The following is a 20,091-nucleotide window of genomic DNA, read 5'->3' on the forward strand; positions in this document are numbered from 1 at the left end:
CTCGCACTGTTCGCCTGCCTGACGATACTGATCACAGCCTCTCCGCACATCCAACCGCAGCGACTCCGGGCACGAGCCCGACAAGTGGCCGAGCAGCTGCGCACCGTGCACGGGTTCCGTGAGGGTTCCAAAGCCTCCTGGACCGATGCACGCTCCACCGGCTGGCCGCCATTCCACTACGGCAGGCATCGCGAACTCGACGATGTGCTCGTCGGCACGGTCAACGGCCTGCCCACGCGTGCCGCCGGGTACGAGCTCGTCTTCAACGGCTCCCTGCACCTGTACGGCCTCGCGCTCATCATGCTGCCGCGTCCGGTCGACTGGCTGGAGGTGCGCGGAGAGCGGCCGTTCAGTGCCCCACGCGTTCCCGACCATGTCCCCGACGGGCAGCTCACGACGGGTGTACCGGAGTTCGACACCGTTTGGAGCGTCTATGCCGAGACCGCCGACGCACAGCACGCTGCGAGTGCACCCGCGCTCACCCAGACCATGCTCGCCGCACCGATTCGCTTCAGCTGGCGCACCCACGGCAGCGAGCTGCTGCTGTGGAAGCGCGACGGCTGGACAGACGCGCCGCAACTGCTCGAAAGCATCAGCTGCGTGACGAACCTGCTCGGGGTCACCGAGGCGTACCCGCAGAACCTACAGGGCTAGCCGGGATCAGGCAGGACACAGGGCCGGTGCGAGCAGGTGATCTCGCGCCGGCCCGCGGCCGCTCGGCCGTACAACGATCTTTCTGCGGGAAGACGGCACGCCAGCATGAGGCCGGCAGCCTGACATCCATGGCGCCACGGGAGCCTGCTCCGCTGATGTTCGACAGCTTCCTGCGGTACCGACATGGAGTCACGGTCAATTTCCGCCCAGCGAGTGCGCCGCGTTCCATCGCATGACGGCGCCCTCCGGCGGAGAGAGAGTCCGGAGGGCGCCGTGTGCGGGCGGAGCGTTTGCGAGACACTCGCAGCCCCGGTGTGGAGCTCATGGACGGCCAGCTCGGTCTGTCGTCGCGGAAGATGTTACGTCACGAAATCAGATGTGAACAGCAGCGCGGAGCGTGAAAACTGGCCCGGGCGCGCTGTGCAACAACCTCGTTCGATTGAAGTACCGGCGCCGGTTGACCACGATCGGGCAGGGGTTACGTCCTGGGATGTGGGTGTTCGTCCACCGAGGGCGGCGCCGGTGGCTATCAGGGTGAGACCAGGGTCTCAGCTCAGTGCGCAGCGGCCTGAATCCGCTGCTAAACCCATATCCGAAGCCGCACGAAACCCGGTGTCGGCGTCCCGGGGGGGCACTTCACTCGTAGCTGACGCCGTTCCGGGTTACCCGCACGCCCGCCGCCTCATCGTCTGCAGCAGTTGGCGCGGCTCCCAGTCGAACAGGTAGTCGATGCTGGAATCCGCTCCGCCGTCGGTCCACGGCAGTGACGTTCTCGTTAACGATCTGCAGCGCTTCACCGACCCCGCACCGGTCCGTGACTTCCTGAACAACCTCGAGTCGAATCCCGTTGCGGCCAGGGGCGCGCTGGCGCACCTGGAACGCGGCGGACTTGTGGTCCCGATCGTTCTACTGATCTTGCCCTACCGTCTGCGCGGTACGAGACCGGTTTCAAAGGCGATGATCGCCAGGTGCACGCGGTCCCGGGCCTCGAGCTTGGCGAACAGACGCGCGACATGCGTCTTCGCCGTCGCCGCGCTGATCACCAACCGCTCGGCTATCTCAGCGTTCGACAGTCCCTGTCCGACCAGTGCCAGCACCTCGCGCTCCCGGTCGGTGATTCCCGCGATGAGACCCGAGTCCGCGGCGGGCCCGGCGTCGGGGGCCGCAGGGCCGGACGTTCCGGCGAAGTCCGCGATCAGCCGTCGGGTCACGCTCGGCGCGATCAGCGCGTCGCCGGCCGCCACTACGCGGATCGCGTCCAGGATCGCGTCCAGGGCCATGCTCTTGAGCAGGAATCCGCTGGCGCCGGCGCGCAGTGCGCCGTAGACGTACTCGTCGTCGTCGAAGGTCGTCAGCACCAGCACCTTGGGCGGGTCCGGCTCGGCGGTCGTCTGCCGGGTCGCCTCGATGCCGTCCATGCCCGGCATCCGGATGTCCATCACCACCACGTCCGGCCGCAGCTCCCGCACCAGGCGCACCGCCTCGCGGCCGTCGCCGGCCCGGCCGACCACCTCCAGGTCGTCGGTGTCGCCGATCAGGATCGTGAGCGCGACCAGCATCAGGGGCTGGTCGTCGGTCAGCAGGACACGCACGCTCATGCCGGGAGGCTCGCCGTCACCCGGAATCCGCCCTCCGGACGTTGGCCGGCGCTGAACTGGCCGGACAGCAGCGTCACCCGCTCGCGCATGCCGAGCAGGCCGAAACCGCTCCCGCCGGCGCCCGCCGCGAACCTCGGACGGCCCGGCCCGCCGAGACCTTCGTCCCCGTCGTCCACCACCTCGATCCTCACTCCTGTCGACTCGTAACCGACCGCGACCCGGCATGTCCGCGCCCCGGAATGCCGCACCACGTTCGTCACCGACTCCTGGATGATCCGGAAAGCCGACAGTTCGATCTCCGGCGGCAGCGGACGCTGCTCGCCCTGCCAGGTCACATGAACCCGCACCCCGGCGCCGGCCGTGCGTTCGGCGAGCTGCGGGACGTCGGCCAGGCTGCCGGCCGGCGCCAGCGGAGCGGCCTGCGCCATAGCGTCGTCCGGCTCGGCGCGGCGGAGCGCCCCGAGCATGCGCTGCAACTCAAGCAGCGTCTCCCGGCTGGTGGTCTCGATGCCGGTCAGCGCCTGCCGTGTCTGCTCGGGCTTGGTCTCCACGACCCGCGCCGCCGCTCCCGACAGCACCGTGATGATCCCGATGCTGTGCGCGACGCTGTCGTGCAGTTCGCGGGCGATCCGCAGTCGCTCGGCCATGACGACGCGGGCCGCGGTCTGCTCCTGCAGGGCTTCGAGGTATTCACGGCGTTTGCGATACACCCCTCCGAAGACCCACGCGACCGCGAACCACAACGCTATCCACCCGGCCCACTGGGCCGCGCCGCCGACGGACTGCCCGCGGACGTGGACGTCGTTGACGAACGCGGCCGCGACGCCCGCGGCGGAGCTGACGGCGGCAGCCTTCGGCCGCCGGGCGGCGAGGTACCCGCCCAAGGCGACGAGCAGGATGAACACGACCAGCGGCCGCGCCCCGAAAATGTCGCCCAGGACCGATTCGCCCAGGACCGCCGCGAAGACGGCCGCCGGCTGACGGCGCACCAGCAGGACCGGAAGGGCGAGCACGACGCACAGACCAATCGTCTGGAAGTGCCCGAGGTCGGGGAACCGGAACAGGCCGTCGACAGGGCTCGGCATCGTCAAGGGGAGCATCAGCGCGTAGAAGCCGGCGGTGGCCAGCACCACGGGCTGCGACATCAGCCAGGTCACACGCTTCGATGTCGACAGACGCCGGAGAAGCTCTTCCATACGCCAGATCGTATTCCGTGGCGTGGGCCCTGCGCGTCGCCCCGGGGATGTACGCCGGTACACCCCCGGGCCGATGGCCTGCGGGAAAGGTGACATCCGCCGGCCGACGCCAGGGATCATGGTCCGTTTCTAGGTTCGTGACCATGACGAATGCACCCATGATCGCTCTCCAAGACGCGACGAAGAAATATGACGAGGGCCCGCCCGCACTGGCCGGTGTGACCTTGTCCGTGGCGGCCGGTGAGTGCGTGGCGATCCTCGGCCATTCCGGCAGCGGGAAGTCCACCTTGCTGAACCTGATCGCCGGCCTGGACAAGCCTTCCAGCGGCACCGTGACCGTCGACGGCACCCGCGTCGACCAGCTCGGTGAGGCCGGTTCGGCGAAGTACCGCCGGGCCTCGATCGGCCTGGTCTTCCAGTTCTTCAATCTGCTCGACGATCTGACCGTGTTGGACAACGTCATGGTTCCGGCACAGCTGGCCGGGATGGGCAAGGCCGAAGCGAAGCGGCGGGCCGTCGAGCTGCTCGGCTCGCTGGACATCGACCGGCACGCCAAGGCCTACCCGCAGCGGCTGTCCGGCGGGCAGCGGCAGCGGGTGGCGGTGGCCAGGGCCCTGATGAACAGGCCTGCGCTGCTGCTGGCCGACGAGCCGACCGGCGCTCTGGACTCGAGCTCGGCCGAGGACGTGCGGCGGCTGCTGCTGGACCTGAACGCCGAGGGCCAGACCATCCTGCTGGTCACCCACGACATCCAGCTGGCCGCGGACACCGCACGCCGCACCATCGAGTTGGTGGACGGCGCGGTCGAGCGGGACGTCGTCAACCACGGCAGCGGTGCCGGACCGGCCGCCCGCACGCCGCTGACCCGTCCGGCGGGAGAGGCCCGATGACACTGCGCAAGCCGCCGATGCCCCGGCGCCTGTTCGAGGTCGGCGTCCATGCCGTGGCCCGCCTGCTGCCGGCGGCGAGCCCGAGCGCCCTGGGCAAGGTCGTACGCTCCGGCGTGGGCCGGCGCCGCCTGCAGTCCCTCGTCATGGCTCTGACGACGTTCGCGACCGTCACCACCGCGATGCTCTCGCTCGGCCTGCTGACCGCCGTGCAGGCTCCGTTCGAGCACGCCTTCGGTGCTCGGAACGGCGCGCATCTGGCGATCCAGTTCAGCAGTTCGAAGGTCACGGCCGCGCAGGCCGCCGCCACCGCTCACGCCGCCGGCGTCACCGAGGCGGCCGGACCGTACCCGATCGCCGCCGCCCTGGACACGACGATCGGCACGGACTGCGCCGAGCGTGCCGGTAGCGACAACGGCCCGATCACCGTCAGCACGCGTCCTGACCTGGGCAGCACCTCCGGGATGGACCAGCTGGCGCTGACCCGGGGGCACTGGCCGACCGGCCCGGGCGAGATCGCCCTGCCGTCGCAGGACTTTGCCGCCGACTGCTTCGGCGATTCGGTGGTGTTCTCCTCCCTGCCGGGCAAGCCCTCGTTCAAGGTCGTCGGCTTCGCCGACTCGGTGACCAACAGCGCGACCGGCTTCCTCACCGCCGACGGTTTCGCGCGGCTCACCGCCGCCGGCGCCAAGTCCGACGAGCAGATGCTCTACCGGTTCGCCAAGGCCGGGACCAACGCCGACATCGCCACCGACAAGCAGGCGGTGGCCGCCGCCGTGCCGGCCGGCGCGGTCGAGAGCGGGCAGTCGTACCTGATCGCGGAGCAGCAGGCGACCGGCAACGCCAAGGCCTACGTGCCGTTCCTGATCGGCTTCGGGATCCTCGGGCTGTTCATGTCGGTGCTGATCATCTCGATCGTGGTCAGCGGGGCTGTGGCCTCGGGAATCCGGCGCATCGGGATTCTGAAGTCGCTGGGCTTCACCCCTGCGCAGGTGGCCCGCGCCTACACCGCGCAGGCCATGATCCCGGCGACACTCGGCCTGGTGCTCGGCACGGTTTTCGGCAACCTCCTGGCCGTGCCGATCCTGGGCGGGGCCACCCAGCAGCTCGGCGCGGCCGGTGCGGCCAGTGCCACGATTCCGTTGTGGGTCAGCGCCGTGGTGCCGCTGGGCACCCTGCTGATCGTCGGCGTCACGGCCTTGATCCCGGCCCTGCGGGCCGGCCGGATGCCGACGGTGCGGGCGCTGGTGGTCGGCCGCGCCCCCAAGGCCGGGGGCGGTCAGAGGGCGCAGCGTCTGGCCTCGCGGCTGCCGCTGCCCCGGGCCATGTCGTTGGGGCTGGCCCAGCCGTTCGCCCGGCCGGCCCGGACCGTCCTGGTCGGTGCCGCGGTGCTGTTCGGCGTCGTGAGTGTCACGTTCGCGGTGGGGCTGGAGACCGGGTTCAACAGGTACCTGGACGCCAGTACCTCAGGCTTCAACGTCGCGTCGGAGTTCGTGGAACCCACCGCCGACGTGGGGGTGCCCTGGGGTCGCTACGGCCCCAACGACCCGCGCGACCCGCACCTGGATGCCGACAAGGTGGCCGCCGCGCTCGCTGAGATTGAGGGCACGAAGGCCGCGTTCGGCTGGGGCGACAGCGGCGCGACCATGGTCGGCGCCCCGCCCGGCGGCGAAACGCCGGAGGTGTTCACGACTACCGGCGACTTCTCCTGGACGGGCATGGAGCTGCTGTCCGGCCGCTGGTACTCGGCGCCCGGCGAGGCCGTGGTCGGCGACAAGCTGGCCTCGGCGGTGGGGATCCACGTCGGTGACGACCTCACCGTGGTGCAGCAGAACAAGCAACTGCCGCTCAAGGTCGTCGGCATCAACTTCGACACCAACGTGGGCGACTACACGGTCATGACGGACGCGGCCACCTTCACCGCCGCCGGTCTGACCCCGCACATCGACCAGTTCAACGTCGAGCTGGCCTCGAACGTCAACGGAGCGGAGTGGTCCACCTCAGCCGCCGCCGCGCTGACCCCGCTGAACGCCTCGGTCCAGCCGAACTCGGACGGGGGCAAGAACATCGTGGTACTCACTATGGGCGCCCTGGTGGCCACGCTTACGCTGATGATGATGGCGGTCGCCGCGCTCGGGGTGCTGAGCACGGTTGTGCAGGACACCCGGGAGCGGGCTCATGATCTGGGGATCTTCAAGGCCCTCGGGATGACACCCAAGCAGACCATCGCGATGGTTCTGACCTCGGTGTCCCTCACCGGCCTGGTCGCCGGGCTGATCGGGGTCCCGCTCGGAGTCGCGGTGGAGAAGGCGACGCTGACCCCGATGGGGAACGCGATCGGCCGGCACCTGCCGCCGAGCGTGACCCACACCTACACCGCCGGGCTGCTCATCCCCCTGCTGGCCGGCGGGATCGTGATCGCCCTGCTCGGGGCACTGCTGCCGGCCGGCTGGGCGGCACGGACCCGGACCGCCACCGCGCTGCGGACCGAGTAGGACAGAGCAGAGCCACCGATCGCCGCGGCAAAAGCGGCGCTGGGCATTGCACGGCGCGGCAGGAACGCCCATGCCGGCCTCCCCCGGTTGACACCTCGGGAGGTCGGCATTCCGGCGTTTTCCCTTAACGCAAAGGCGTGAGAGGCACCCAGCATGGCGGTCGGCGTTCTCGACCTCGACGGACCTGACGTAGACCTCGCTCCTTCGCAAGCGGTGTACTCCGGGGAGATCTTTGGAGAGCGAATCGTGTCCGACGAGCAGGGGGACGAGACCGGGAACCCGATCAGCGAGAAGTAGCCGCGCGGCACCCATACAGCCAACTGCGCACGTGAACGACAGGTACCTGCGCACCAACACCGACCGAGGCGACCACTGCCACACAGACGACCCTAGTAGCGCACCGAGGCGCGGATGACGTAGCAGGCGAGAGGCTGTACACCGGGCAACCGGTGTACAGCCTCATCAGGATCTTGCCACCACCCGCTTCTTCGGCCGGGGTGCCGAGCAGCCACATGGCCTGCGCATTCAGGATGACGCCGGCTCGGTGAACGCGGCGAACAGGGCCTCGGCCGCGATCTGCCACTCCTGCACCAGATCGGTGCTCTCCGGATTGCGCAGCCACTGGAGCTGCAGGCCGTCCATCATCGCAATGATCTGTTTCGCCAGCGTCTCGGGCCGGGCGGTCAACTGCGCGGCCAGCGCGGTATAGGCGGCAGTCGCCACCTGCTGACGCCGGGCGAAATAGGTGTGCGCGGGGTGCGCCGGTTCCAGGGACTCGGCGGCCAGCACCGTGAACAGCCGGACGATCTCGGGTTGGATGGCATTGCGGCGCATCGTCGCCTCGCAGAGTCGGCGCAGGCCGACGCCCGCGGGGCCGCGGCCGCCCCAGTCCAGCGGCACTTCGTCCTCGCTGGCACCGAGGTGGGAGCGCAGGGACAGGGCGTCCTCGATGTCGCGGTGTTCGAGGACTGCGATCAGCAGGCCCACTTTCGATTCCACGTGCCGCAGCAGGCCGGGGACGGTCAGGCCGCAGCCGTCCGCGATGTCCTGCATCGAGACGCCCCAGAAGCCGCGGTCGGCGATGAGCCGGGTGGCGACGTCGATGATCTGCCGCCGCCGCTGCGCCGCCGGCAGGCGACGGCGGTCGCGCCGGTAGATGGGGGGCGCGCCCTCGGCCATGGTCTCGATCTTCCCGTCGCTCCGTCGTTCCGGTGGATCCGTGCCGGGGCCATGCTACCGAGGCACATGGGCGCTGTGCCCGCTCTGCCGAGGCCAGCGGCTTGGGCGCCGACCTTGGTAATCCGTGTCCTGATTCCCTTGGGCCCGAGTCGACGCCGCCTGCGCGCGGGTATCGCAAAGGGCTCTTGCGGAGGCTCGTTCCCGGCAATATATTCCCGGCGCCCGGCCAAGTGAGTAGTTAGTAGCTACTCACCAATGATCTGTTCTGGCGCAGGCGCCCACCGCCCGCACGCCATCGCGCAACCCGATCATCCCGAGAGAAGGAACAATCGCATGGAACGTGCAAGGCACAGACTCACGCCCGTCTTCGTCGCGATCGCGACGCTCGCCGCGTCCGGCGCGTTCGCCCTCACCGCCGCGCCCGCGCAGGCCGCGACCACCACTTTGTGCAACTCACAGACGGCCGCCGTGTCCGGCGGGGCATACACCGTCGAGAACAACGAGTGGGACTCCAGCGCGTCCGAATGCGTGACCACCGACGGGAACGCCGACTTCACCGTGGCGAATTCGTCGATCGACAATGCCACCGACGGAGCCCCCGGCGGCTACCCGGCCGTGTACAAGGGCTGCCACTGGGGATCGTGCACCTCCGGCAGCGGACTGCCGATCCCGGTCTCCAGCATGACCCCGGGCACCGTCACCACGAGCTGGAACACCACCCAGACCTACACCGGCGCCTACGACGTGGCCTACGACATCTGGTACAACCAGACCCCCACCACCTCCGGCCAGCCGAACGCCGAGGAGATGATGATCTGGATCAACCACAACGGCGGCGTCCAGCCCGCCGGCTCCGTGGTCGCCAGCAACGTCTCCATCGGCGGATACACCTACACCGTGTGGGAAAGCCGGGCCAGCACCTGGAACGTCGTGTCCTACGTGATGAACACCGGGACCACCTCGGTCAGCAACCTCGACGTGGACCTGCTCGCCGCCGACTCGGTCACCCGTGGCTATATGACCGACTCCGACTACCTGATCGACCTGGAAGCCGGCTTCGAGATATGGCAGGCCGGCACCGGACTGGCCACCAACGCGTACTCGGTCGACATCGGCAGCGGCACCACACCCCCGCCGACGGCGACCGGCCCGATCACCGGCTACCAGGGGCTGTGCGTCGACGACCGCTCCGCCAGTACGGCCGAGAAGAACCCGGTTCAGGTCTACACCTGCAACGGCACCAGCGCGCAGCAGTGGACGGTCGCCTCAGGCAACACGTTGCAAGTCCTGGGCATGTGCCTGGACGTCGACGCCGGCGGCACCGCGGACGGCACGCTGGTCGACCTCTACACCTGCAACGGCACCGGCGCGCAGGTCTGGGTACCGCAGTCGAACGGCGAGCTGGTCAACCCGCAATCCGGCAAATGCCTGGATGACACCGGCTGGGGAGGCTCCGGCACCCAGCTGCAGATCTGGGACTGCGGCGACGGCGCCAACCAGCAGTGGATACTGCCCTGACAAAGGGTGAGAGGGCGACGGCTCGCCTCTCGGCAGGAGCGCCATGACCGTGGGAATCGCGGACACGGCAGTGCCGCCGAGTACATGCGTACTGCACATGTACCCGGCGGCACGGGTGCGATCAGGTCGTCTGACGGTCAGGTCAGCCTGCGCTGAAGGCTTCTACAACTAGTTGCCCCAGATCTGGAACTCCGAGGCCTGGGCGCCGTTTTGGACGCTGTTGGCCGTGAAGGAGAGCTGGACGTACTGGGCGGTGGTTCCGCTGGGCAGGGCGATGGTCACCGTGTTCCCCGTGGCGGGGTTGAAGGTGTACGTCGCCGAGCCGACCAGGGTGGTGTAGCTGGATCCGTTGGTGCTGCCCAGGATCGAGAGCGTCTGGGTGCGGGTGTTCCACGCGGTGGCCGGCGGCAGGTCGATGACCACCGAGCTCAGCGAGTGGGAGGCGCCCAGGTTGCAGGTCAGGGTCGTGGGCCAGACACCGTTGGTGCCTTCCCAGTACGTGCTGGTGTTGTTGTCGTTCGCGTTGCTCGGCGCATAGGTCTGGGTGTAGCTGCTGGCCGACATCGTCCCGGCCGGCGCCAGGTTGGTCGGGCCGGTGCTTCCTCCGGTGCCGCTGAGACCGACGGTCAGCGAGGAGTTGGTGGCGTTGCTCGCCACGGTCAGGGACCCCGAGGCGGCGCCGCTGGCGGTGGGCTGGAAGGTCACACTCACCGTGCAGGACGCGCCGGCGGCGATGGTGCTGCCGCAGGTGTTGGTCTCGGCGAACGGAGCGGCGGTCGAGATCGAGGAGACCGCGGCCGCCACCGAGCCGGTGTTGGTCACCGTGACCGACTGGGCGGCACTGGTCGAGCCCACTGCCTCACTGCCGAAAGCGACCGCCGTCGGCGACGCGTTCAGTGTCGCGGTGCCGGAAGAGCTGCCGGAACCCGGGAAGATCTCGAACTCGGAGACCTGCGCCGCGCTCCATCCGGTGTTGCCGGTGAACGAGAGCTGGAGGTACTGGTCGTTGACCCCTGACGGCAGGCTGAAGCTCACCGTGTTCCCGGTGGCCGGGTTGAGGGTGTAGCCGGCCGAGGGAACCAGCGTCGTCCACGAGGTGCCGTTGGCCGAACCGAGGACCGAGAACGTCTCGGTACGCGTGCCCCAGGCGGTGGACGGCGGGAGGGTCACGGTCGCCGAGCCCAGCGGGTACGACTGACCGAGATTCGCGGTCAGCGTCTGCGGGTACGCGGCGCCGTCGGTGCTCTCCCAGTACGTGCTCGTGTTCCCGTCGTTGGCGTTCGTCGCCGGGTAGCCCGAGGCCGTGCTGCTCGCCGTCATCGTGCCGGCCAGCGCGAGGTTGGTGCTCGAGCTGATGCCGTTGCCGGACAGCGACGCCGTGGTCGGGCTGTTGTTGGCGTTGCTGGTGATCGTCAACGTGCCCGGGTTCGCTCCGCCGGCGGTCGGCTTGAACCCGACGGTCACCGTGCAGGAGCCGCCGACCGCGACGGAGGTGCAGTTGTTGGTCTCCGTGTACGGACCGGACACCGCGACGCTCGAGACGGTCGCCGAGCTGGTGCCCGAGTTCGAGACCGTGATGGTCTGGCTCGGAGCGGCCGTGCCGACCAGCTCGCTCGGGAAGCTCAGGCCGCCCGGGGAGAGGTTGAGCACCGGTCCCGGCGGGGTGCCGGTTCCGGACAGGGTGGTGGTGCTGGTGACCCCGCCGGCGGTGACCGTCACGGCTCCGGTGGCCGCACCGGTGGCGGTCGGGGTGAAGGTCACGTTGGCCGTACACGAACCGCCCGCCGCGATCGACGAGCCGCAGTTGTTCGTCTCGGCGAACGGGCCGGAGGCCGCGATCGACGAGACGGACACGGCCGAGTTGGTCGGGTTGAGCACCGACACGCTCTGCGCGGGACTGGTCTGACCGACCACCAGCGAGCCGAAGTTCAACGCGCCCGGGGTGGTGTACACGGCGGACGGCGGGAACGGCGGGAAGACCGGGGGCGGGTTGTCGCCGATGTTGCAGTTGGCCGGGTTGATCCCGGAGTTGCCGCCGTCGTCGGTGACGACGAAGCTGTTGCCCTCACAGTTGTAGCTCGGCACGTCGCCCTGGCTTCCGTTGGCCTGGGCCACGCCGGTCGCGGTGACGTTGGTGAACGTCGCCGAGCCCCCGGTCTGCTCCTGTAGGGCGAAGGTGCCGGTGCCGACGATCGAGACGTTGTCGAGGTTGACGCCGCTGACCGTGCCCTCGACCCATTGGATCGCCTCATAGGGACTTTGTTCGATCAGGGCGTTGGTCACGTTGATCGGCCCCGTGACGGTGCCTTGGCTGCCGTCGAACCAGAGCGCGCCGACACCGAACTGCCAGTTCGGGTCGAGCTGGCCGTCGCGGATCATGGTGTTGTTGCTGATGGTGTACAGGCCGACCGGGGTGGAGGTGAAGCGCTGGGCGACCGTGATGCCGCCGCCCTGGATCAGGCCGGAGTCCTCGACGAGGTTGCCGGTGATGGTGTTGTTGTTGCCGCCGTAGGCACCGATGCCGTTGGCGAAGTTGACCCCCTGGACGGTGTTGTCGGAGATCGTGTCGCCGGAGTCGGCCCCGAGGCTGGAGTCGGCCCACAGCGCGATGCCGTCGTCCTGGGTGTTGCGGATGTTGCTGTTGGTGATGGTGGAGTCGGTGACCCCGCCGTGCAGGTTGATGCCGTCGGCGAAGGTGTCGCGGATCCGCATGCCGCTGAACGTCAGGTTGGTCATCGGCCCGTCCATCCAGGCGCCGACCTTCATGTGCTCGATCCAGATGTTCGACACGGTGGAGTTGCTCATCGCACCGCCGATGCCGTTGTCCTGGTCGCAGTCGTTTCGGCCGTTGACCTGTCCGAAGATCGCGAAATTGGACAGGTGGACGTTGGTGCTGACACCCGCGGCGTTGTTCGGGACCCCGCAACTGGAGGGCGTGCCGAGGCCGAAGAAGCCCGGCGCCGCACCGGTGACTGTCGAGTACCACATTCCAGCGCCCTCGACCGTCACGTTGTTGACGGTGATGTGGCCGGGAATGAGGAAGGTACCGGACGGGATCCAGACCGTGCCGCCGGCACCGGCCGCGGTGATCGCGTTGTTGAACGCGGCGGTCGAGTCGTTCACGCCGGTCGGGTCGGCGCCCTCACTGGTCACCGAGACGGAGCCGGCCGGCTGGGTCAGCGCCGCCGGGACGTTCTCGAAGTCGGCGAGGTTGATCGTGTACGAGGAGGCGGTGTCCTCGGAGTTGACCTGCAGCTTGAACGTCGAACCCTGCGGGTACGTGGTGCTGAACAGCCTGTGTACCTCGTCGAAGGCGTGCATCGTCTCGCCGGGGCCCGGCGTGTTGGTGAACTGGTAGCTGCCGTACTGCCACTCGTACTCGTTGGTCAGCGTCAGGTCGGGCTGCTGGACGCCGTTGACGTACAACGAGATCGGCGCGGTGTAGTTCGACCCGTCCGAGGTGTCCGGGATGCTGTAACGGAGGTCGATCGAGTCGGTCGCGACCGGCGAGGTGAAGGTGACGGACTGGCCGCTGGTCAGGGTGACCGCCTCGCGGCCCACGGCCGACTGGGTCAGCTGGCCCATGAGCCAGTCCGGGCCGACGACCGTACCCGTGTTCGGGGAGTTCTGGGCGAGCACCTCGACATAGGGGAGGCTTGCGCCGTTGCCGCCGGTGACGGTGGCGGCCGAAGCCGTCTGCACCGCCAAGGCGAGAACGCCGCCGGTCAGCAACGCGGTGCTGCCGACTAAGGCGACGCCCCGTCTCAGCTCTCGGATGGAGTGGAACACCGTGCTCCTTTCGATACGGCGACGCCGGGCCAGGCCGGCGCCACCGCGGTCAGGCGGGATGGAGGTGCGGCGATGCGGTGGTGCGGGGTGCGGTGCTCGGATGGTGCGGTGGTGGGCTGGTGCAGAGGTTTGATACGGCGGGATGAGGCGGGTTCGATGCGGACAGGGCACAGCAAGCCGCCTCGCCGGCTCAGTGTCCGGATGAGCGACGAGGTGGTTCACCGAGGTGGGCAGTTGCAGATTGCTGACGACGTAAGGGGGACCGTAACGTTTCTGACATCGCAGCGCAATATCTGGACGCAGCCCTGATTAATCTTTACTTGCGCACGCAAGATCCAAAGCCACGCAATGCGAGCCGGGATCGGCGACGGGCATCACGGCGGCACGCGCCCCACCGCCTTCCTCCCCCAGCCCCACGCAGGCCGCCGTTCCGAGGCCGCCGCTCTCAGGCCGCCATCCGGCGGGACGTCATCGAGAACCTCGGGAAGCTCAACCTGCGAAGTCCCAGGCGACGTGTTTCAAAGCCCTCCTGCCGCCGCCCGGAAGGCCGCAGGGGTCGCCCTCCGTTCGCGCGCAAGAACTTGATGAAGTCACTCGAGTCCGCGAAGCCGCGCGCGCGGGCAACGCTCGCCGCGGATTCCGCGCCCAACGCGGAGGCACTCGGCCTCCAACAGGACACGATCGTCATGTACCTTCTTCGCCGCCACGCCGGCCGCCGCCATCGTCGCGCGGGCGAGGGTGCGCGGGTGAGCACATCGAGCCAGGGAGGAGGCTTTGGAATCTGAGCCAAGGCCAATCATCGACAAATAGTGAGCTGGTCTCCTCTTTTCACGCGGAAGAGGTCGTCACTGGTTCGACCCCGGTTTCGCCTACCAGCGTTATCGCAGTTCAAAGGAGGTTCTGGGCGGGTACCGCCCGCGCCTCTCGACGAAGAGCCACCTGCCTGTTGATGATTCGTCAGGAAGGTATGCCAAGACCTCTTCCGCGTTGGCCTGCAGCAGTGGTTGCCGATGCGGCGTGTCGGCACGTCATGTGGCATGAACGCGGAATTAGGGCCCTGACACGGAAGAGGTCACCGGTTGATTGTCGGTTGCATTGATCATAGCCGCAGTTCAGCGGCTTTTTGACGGCCAGTCGGACGATTTGCGTCGCCTTGAGGCACGGACTGGCGCCCCCGAAATCGGCCCAGATTCAGGTATTCCGACTGCTGCGAGAAACGCCGTCCGGCCTTCCCGACCGAAGTGTTCCGGCAGAAGTGCTCAGATCGGAAGAGATCACGCGGCGACCCCTTCTTCCCCGAGCACTTCCGTCGGAAGCATAGGCGCTCTTTCGATAGCTCAGCTGCATCAATCGCGCAGCTCAGCGGGCGATGTCTGCTACTGGCCCCCCAGGGGCGCCACCGCCAACTGGTCCGTCGTCGGTGTCGAGTTCGGCTACGAGATCTGGAGCAACGGCGCCGGACTCGCGGTCAAGTCCTCGCCCTGACCAGGACCACCAGCCAGCTGACCGTGGCTGGCCTGGTGGCCTACTGCCCCGGGGCGCGCTCACGCAGGGCCGGGGTGGTCTGCCGGCGGTCGCCGTGCGGAGTGCGGGTGGGGCCCGAAAGCCTGGACAGGCTTTCGGGCCCCACCCGCACTGCTTTACTCCTCGCGCCGCACCGCTTGTCGGCGGTCCGGCGGGACGCTGGTCAGAGCCCGCTGGGAGTGACGTAGTAGCTGATCGTCATACCGACCGAGCTGGGCGTGTTGCCGACGTACTTCTGCGAGGCCGATATCGTGGCCGTCTGCACCGTCGAGGTCACGGCGAACGCCGTCTCGCCGCCGGACCCGCCGCCGAAGTCGCCGTTGGCGGTGGTGATCGACCCGTCGGCGTTCACCCCGGTGACGAGGCCGACGTGGCTGGCCACGCCGGGGCCGTTGCCGTCGATCCCGTAGTTGTACACGACGGCGTCCCCGACCTGCGGAGCGTAGCTGGACGAGGACTCCAGGGTGCTGCCGTTCTGGGATGCGGCGGTGACGAAGCTGCCCGCGGCGGCGGTGAGTCCGGTCGTGTTGACGCCGCTGTTCGCCCAGACCCACAGGGCGAAGTCGGCGCACCAGTACTCGGCGCTGCCGCCGTTGCCGGTGCAGCTGGTGTTGAATTCGCTACCGCCGAGGCTGTTGAGGGAGCTGTTCGCCTGCGAGCAGGTGCCCGCGCCCTTGCCGATATTGGCGTTGGCGAGCGCGGCGATGCTGCCGGCCACGCTGGTGGCCGCGGTGGTGTACGGCACGGCCAGGGAGGGGCTGGTGCCGGCGTCCATGCCGAGAGTGGTGTTGTTGATCGACCACGTGCTGGTGAGGTGGACGGTGGTCAGGTTGGCGGTGTTGGCCTCGACGCCGACCTCGTAGGTGCCGTCCGGCAGCGGGATGATCGAGGGGCCGGTGCCGGCCTTCATCCCGGCGTTGGTGGTGTAGTTCGTGCCGCTGGAGTTGTATCCGGCCAAGTAATCGTTGTTGGCCTCGAAGACGACCTTGAACGATCCGTCGGTCTGGGCCGCGACCGAGGGACTGGTGCCAGCGCTCATACCGAGGGTGGTGTTGTTGATCGACCACGTGCTGGTGAGGTGGACGGTGGTCAGGTCGGTGGTGTTGGCCTCGACGGCGACCTCGTAGGTGCCGTCGGGAAGTGCCGCGATCGCGGGGCCGGTGCCGGCCTTCATCCCGGAGTTGGTGGTGTAGTTCGAGCCGGAGGAGTTGTATCCGGCCAGGTCGTCGTTGTTGGCTTCGAAGACCACCCGGTAGCTGCCGTCCGGCTGGACCGCCAGGGCGGGACTGGTGCCCGCGGCCATGCCCAGGCCCGTGTTGATCTTATGTCCGCTGGAATCGTAGAGGTAGAGCTGGTTGACGTTGTCCTGGAAGGCCGCGACCCAGCCGCCGCCCGGCAGCGCCGCAATCGCCGGGCTGGTGCCCGAGTCCATGCCGAGTGTGGTGTTGAGCGTGCCGCCGCCGAGGTGGCTGAAGCCGAGGTAGTCGTTGTTGGCCTCGAACGCCGCCTCGTAGCTGCCGTCCGCCAACTGCGCGACGGAGGGGTTGGTTCCGGCCATCAGGCCGAGCGTGGTGGTGAAACTGGTGCCGCTGGCGGAGTAGCCGGCGAGGACGTTGTCGTTGTCCTGGAAGACGACCTTGATCGGCTCGGTCGCCGCGAACGCCGAGGGCGTCGCCAGGACGGTGAGCGGCAGGGCGAGCAGGCCCGCGGCGGCGACCCAGGCCGCATGGCGGCGCTTCGGGCCCGTGCACGCGGCGGGGACGGTCACGGGGCGGCGGTCGTTCATCAACATGATGCACTCCTGTTCGTGAATTTGATCTCGGGCGAAGATTCGAATCGCAGGGCATGGAGATTGGTCGTTATAGCTGTTCGTCAAAACAATCCGGAATGGAATAGGACTCGGAGAGGGAGCGCGACCGGCTCCGGATCCGCGACAGCAGCTTGAGCACGGACTCCTGGGCGCGCGGCTCGGAGTGGGCGGTGACGAAGAAGAGGACATCTATTCCCGCGGGTCCGGCGCGGGCGTGTATGTGCTCTATTCCGTCCTCGACCGTCGCATGGGCCCACGGGCGTCCAGCACTCCGGCCGTCTCATTCGGACTGAACGGAGCCGGGTTCCTCCTGATCAGCGCGGCGTGGACGGCGTACATCCTCAGCCCCAGGTCAGGTCGGACGGTTGGCCGTTCGTGGCGACGGCGGCGTGCGGGGAAGACGCCGGTCCCCGCCGGGCGTCCACGAAGTAAATCGTGGATACGAAGGCGATCACGAGGCTCAGGCCGGCGAGTATGCGGGCTGAAGAAGACATGGGTGTATCCCCTTTCGAAAACCGTGTTTTCTCAGAATTTCACCTGACCGGTGAAGCGATCGTCTTGCGGGGCTCTTCCGAGCCGCTTTCACTAAGCGAAACTATGGCGCACGGAAGGGTCGGCTCCAAGGCTTTTCCACGGCGCCAAGGTGGCAGGCACCAAGATGCCATCACGGCCCCGCCGTGCCGACTGGACGCGAAAGCGGCACCGTTGCACCGGGGCAGGCGACTGGCATCATGAGGACACTGATAACTGGGCCCTGCGATCAGGGGTGCGCATGCTGGAGGCACTGGGGCCGACCGTCGATGCGACGGCGGTCTACTCGTGCATGCTCGAGCACCCGGATGTCGGGGTCACCACGCTCGCCGAGGCCACCGGCCTGGCCGAGGGCACGGTGCGGGTCGCGCTCGACGATCTCGCGGGCGTCAGTGCCACTCGATCCGGCCAACACCCGACAGGGCGCTCTCTACGTCACCGGGCCCGGTCTCGTCCACGCACTGCAGGAGCTGTTCGAAAAGGCGTGGGCCACCGCGGTTCCGCTCGGCGCCGCCCGCAGGACCGACCTGGAATCAGGCATCACCGACACCGAGCGCGAATTGCTCGCCGTGCTCTCCCACGGCATGACCGACGAATCAGCCGGCTCCCGCCTCGGCATCTCCTTGCGCACCGTACGCCGGATGATGGCCTCCCTCCCGACTCGAGGCGACCAGCCGATTCGAAGCCGGTATCAAGGCGGCCCACCGCGGCTGGCTCTAGGCGGCGACCGACCCGGGTCGCACGTGCCGGTCGTCGAGTCTCGACCAGTGCGGCTTGCGCTTCGTCATCCACCCAGTTCAGCGCGGCGATGACGTGGCTGCAGACGGCTCAGCGCTCCGGGTCGAGGCGGAAGACGTGGAAGTCCATGTTGGCGCCATAGGGCAGGGTCGGTGGCGGGGTGACGCTGCGCAGGTGCGTCGCGCTGTGGAACGCGCGTTCCATGGTGCCGGGCAGCAGTTGGTCGTTGGTCTTCACCACGAGCAGGCACGACTGGCCGGCGCGGCTGCGGCGGATGTCGGCCAGGATCTCGTGCACGGGCGGCGTGGTGGACTGGAGGTCGAGGCCGGCCGCGGTGAAGGCGGGGCCCCACGGCGGTTCGACGACGTAGGTGTCGGCCGGACCGCGCGGGCTCAGTTCGGCGAGCAGGTCGCGGTAGTCGCAGTGCCGCAGGTCGATCGCCAGACCGAGCAGATCGGCGTTGGCGGTGCCGAGGCGGTGCACGACCGGGTCCAGGTCCGCCGCGAAGACCGGGGCGCCGAGCCGTCTGCCGAGGTGGTAGCCGAGGTTCCCGGAGCCGGCGAACAGGTCCACCACCATCGCCTCGGCCGCGCCGGGCAGCGCCGCCCGCAGCTCGGCGACCGCTTCGCACAGCGGCAGGGCGTAGGCGTCGATCGAGCATTCGACGACGGTGCGGCCGAGGAATCTCAGGCCCTTGTCGGTCATGTCCGGTGCGGGTATGCCGAAGAGGGAGAAGTTCTCCGGACTTCCGTAGATGAGCCGGCCCGCGGCACACAGTTCGGCCGCGCCGACGATCTCGTCGCGGAGCGGGCCGAGCAGGTGCTCGCGCAGCTCGAAGTAGTGTTCGAAGACAGGAGTGGGTGGGGGGAAGGACATGGCGGCCGGCTCCTCGCATCGGTCGTCGATCAATGGATTTCGCACAAGCCTCATTCATTCCTCCCGAGCCTGCGAGGTCCGCGCAGTGCGGTGCTCGACGACCGGCGGGGGACAGAGCCGGAGGCAGTCGACCACCGCACACCCGATCCGTCCACCAGAAACCGATCAAAACGACAGGGGGAAGGGCCCGCGCCGGGAAACGCATCGCGGAGTGCTGTCAGAAGCCGAGGCCGACCGGTGCCGACCAGTCGGATGCCGACGACCTGAAGTACTCGTTCGATACCGACGAGGATGAGGTGCGGGCGAGCACCTCCGGCTTGCCGGAGGCGTCGACGTAGGCGGCCGGCGCAGCGGCGACGTCGACCGGCAGGGCGCCCAGCCGGACCAGCCGGTCGCGCCGGTCGCGGAGTTCTGCCATGCGTGCGCGAGCCGCCCGTCAGCGAGTCGGGCGAACACCTCGAGGTGACCGTCAGGCCAGCGCAGCGCGGCGACCTGGCCGGTCAGAGTCGAGCCGAGGTTGTCGGCGGCGAGCTGACCGCCCCATGCCCACTGGCCCGAGGTATCGATCCACGCGTGGTCGACCTGTCCGGAGCCGGTGGTGACGAAGACCTCGGTGCCGCCGTCCTGGTTCGAGATCGGGGTCGGGTCGGCGGCCAGGTCCGTGGGGCCGGCGATGGTGGACCAGCCGCTCCAGGAGGAGCCGTTCCACACGGTCCAGACCAGGGTGCCGGCGGAGCTGCGGCCGTAGAGTTGGAGATCGCCGCCCGCGTCGTCGAACGGCACCGGGCGTCCGGCCAGCGAGCCCCCCAGCTCGGTCCAGGCCGACCAGCCGCCCGAGCCGGTTGCGCTACTGCTTACGGCCGCGGCGACCGACCCGTCGGAGAGTCGGACGAACACCTCGATCCGGCCGTCCGGCCGGGTGATCGCGGACAGGTCTCCGGTCGGCGTTCCGGGTGGTGCGGCGCCGGTAGCGGGGACAGACCACTGCCATCCCGCCGACGTCTGGCGGCCGCCCGCTATCGCGCCGTCGGCCAGCACGTCGAAGACCTCGAGGTCCCCGGCGGTGTCGGTCACCGCGGCCGGCGCGCCCGCCGCACCGGACGGCTGGCCCGGCACCGCGTTGAACGAGGACCAGCCGCCGGGGCCGGCCTGCTGGGCGGCGTAGACGAGGGTGTGCGTCGGAGAGAGGGCGAAGGCGGCGTCGGCGGATCCGGTGGCCGCGACCGAGATCAGCGCGCCGGGCTCGGCGGCGGGGATGCGCACGGTCGCCGCGTGCGGCCGGGCGGGGGACGAGGG

12 protein-coding genes are annotated in these 20,091 nt (G+C 68.8%); 4 read left to right on the plus strand and 8 right to left on the minus strand.

What is annotated here, in order from left to right:
* The first annotated feature begins 84 nt into the window (after window positions 1-84).
* The gene (locus tag KDL01_RS07005) at window positions 85-654 is read left to right on the plus strand and encodes a hypothetical protein (RefSeq protein WP_212527523.1); all 570 of its coding nucleotides are present in this window, start codon (window positions 85-87) and stop codon (window positions 652-654) included.
* A gap of 920 nt (window positions 655-1,574) precedes the next feature.
* On the opposite strand, the gene KDL01_RS07010 is transcribed toward KDL01_RS07005, so the two are convergent.
* Both KDL01_RS07010 and KDL01_RS07015 read right to left on the minus strand, forming a co-directional pair.
* Window positions 1,575-2,252 carry a response regulator gene (locus KDL01_RS07010; RefSeq protein ID WP_212527524.1) on the minus strand — a complete coding sequence of 226 codons (678 nt, stop codon included), beginning with the start codon at window positions 2,250-2,252 and terminating at the stop codon, window positions 1,575-1,577.
* Window positions 2,249-3,448 (minus strand): sensor histidine kinase, encoded by a 1,200-nt coding sequence (locus tag KDL01_RS07015; RefSeq protein ID WP_212527525.1) that lies wholly within the window; start codon window positions 3,446-3,448, stop codon window positions 2,249-2,251. Before KDL01_RS07015 ends, KDL01_RS07010 begins: the two co-directional genes overlap by 4 nt.
* 143 nt (window positions 3,449-3,591) lie before the next feature.
* Here KDL01_RS07015 and KDL01_RS07020 point away from each other — a divergent pair, with 143 nt between their 5' ends.
* Complete coding sequence (locus KDL01_RS07020; RefSeq protein WP_212527526.1) at window positions 3,592-4,338, plus strand: ABC transporter ATP-binding protein; 747 nt, start codon at window positions 3,592-3,594, stop codon at window positions 4,336-4,338.
* Window positions 4,335-6,830, plus strand: a complete 2,496-nt coding sequence (locus KDL01_RS07025) for an ABC transporter permease (protein ID WP_246576058.1) — start codon at window positions 4,335-4,337, stop codon at window positions 6,828-6,830. The genes KDL01_RS07020 and KDL01_RS07025 overlap by 4 nt, the downstream gene beginning before the upstream one ends.
* 525 nt (window positions 6,831-7,355) lie before the next feature.
* Here KDL01_RS07025 and KDL01_RS07030 read toward each other — a convergent pair.
* Window positions 7,356-8,009, minus strand: coding sequence for a TetR/AcrR family transcriptional regulator (locus KDL01_RS07030; RefSeq protein WP_212527527.1), 654 nt, complete (start codon window positions 8,007-8,009; stop codon window positions 7,356-7,358).
* 333 nt (window positions 8,010-8,342) lie between these two features.
* Between KDL01_RS07030 and KDL01_RS43120 the strand changes: the two genes are divergently transcribed.
* Window positions 8,343-9,527, plus strand: coding sequence for a GH12 family glycosyl hydrolase domain-containing protein (locus tag KDL01_RS43120; RefSeq protein ID WP_246576059.1), 1,185 nt, complete (start codon window positions 8,343-8,345; stop codon window positions 9,525-9,527).
* 168 nt (window positions 9,528-9,695) lie between these two features.
* On the opposite strand, the gene KDL01_RS07040 is transcribed toward KDL01_RS43120, so the two are convergent.
* The 5 genes from KDL01_RS07040 to KDL01_RS07060 all read right to left on the minus strand — a co-directional run.
* Complete coding sequence (locus KDL01_RS07040) at window positions 9,696-13,316, minus strand: choice-of-anchor D domain-containing protein (RefSeq protein WP_307846153.1); 3,621 nt, start codon at window positions 13,314-13,316, stop codon at window positions 9,696-9,698.
* Window positions 13,317-15,003: 1,687 nt separating this feature from the next.
* Window positions 15,004-16,632: a CHAP domain-containing protein gene (locus KDL01_RS07045; RefSeq protein ID WP_212527528.1), complete on the minus strand. Its 1,629-nt coding sequence runs from the start codon at window positions 16,630-16,632 to the stop codon at window positions 15,004-15,006.
* A 359-nt stretch (window positions 16,633-16,991) separates the two neighbouring features.
* The gene (locus tag KDL01_RS07050) at window positions 16,992-17,144 is read right to left on the minus strand and encodes a hypothetical protein (protein WP_212527529.1); all 153 of its coding nucleotides are present in this window, start codon (window positions 17,142-17,144) and stop codon (window positions 16,992-16,994) included.
* Window positions 17,145-18,009: 865 nt separating this feature from the next.
* Window positions 18,010-18,795 (minus strand): class I SAM-dependent RNA methyltransferase, encoded by a 786-nt coding sequence (locus KDL01_RS07055; RefSeq protein WP_212527530.1) that lies wholly within the window; start codon window positions 18,793-18,795, stop codon window positions 18,010-18,012.
* A gap of 165 nt (window positions 18,796-18,960) precedes the next feature.
* On the minus strand, window positions 18,961-20,091 hold a 1,131-nt coding region (locus KDL01_RS07060), incomplete at its 5' end, for a DUF8189 domain-containing protein (protein ID WP_212527531.1).

The organism is Actinospica durhamensis (assembly GCF_018139695.1).
Classification (GTDB): domain Bacteria; phylum Actinomycetota; class Actinomycetes; order Streptomycetales; family Catenulisporaceae; genus Actinospica; species Actinospica durhamensis.

Excerpts from the sequence above, each read along its gene's own strand:
- KDL01_RS07010 (WP_212527524.1), bottom strand. The coding sequence starts at position 2,252 with ATGAGCGTGCGTGTCCTGCTGACCGACGACCAGCCCCTGATGCTGGTC.
- KDL01_RS07015 (WP_212527525.1), bottom strand. The coding sequence starts at position 3,448 with ATGGAAGAGCTTCTCCGGCGTCTGTCGACATCGAAGCGTGTGACCTGG.
- KDL01_RS07020 (WP_212527526.1), top strand. The coding sequence starts at position 3,592 with ATGACGAATGCACCCATGATCGCTCTCCAAGACGCGACGAAGAAATAT.
- KDL01_RS07025 (WP_246576058.1), top strand. The coding sequence starts at position 4,335 with ATGACACTGCGCAAGCCGCCGATGCCCCGGCGCCTGTTCGAGGTCGGC.
- KDL01_RS07030 (WP_212527527.1), bottom strand. The coding sequence starts at position 8,009 with ATGGCCGAGGGCGCGCCCCCCATCTACCGGCGCGACCGCCGTCGCCTG.
- KDL01_RS43120 (WP_246576059.1), top strand. The coding sequence starts at position 8,343 with ATGGAACGTGCAAGGCACAGACTCACGCCCGTCTTCGTCGCGATCGCG.
- KDL01_RS07045 (WP_212527528.1), bottom strand. The coding sequence starts at position 16,632 with ATGTTGATGAACGACCGCCGCCCCGTGACCGTCCCCGCCGCGTGCACG.
- KDL01_RS07050 (WP_212527529.1), bottom strand. The coding sequence starts at position 17,144 with ATGTCTTCTTCAGCCCGCATACTCGCCGGCCTGAGCCTCGTGATCGCC.
- KDL01_RS07055 (WP_212527530.1), bottom strand. The coding sequence starts at position 18,795 with ATGTCCTTCCCCCCACCCACTCCTGTCTTCGAACACTACTTCGAGCTG.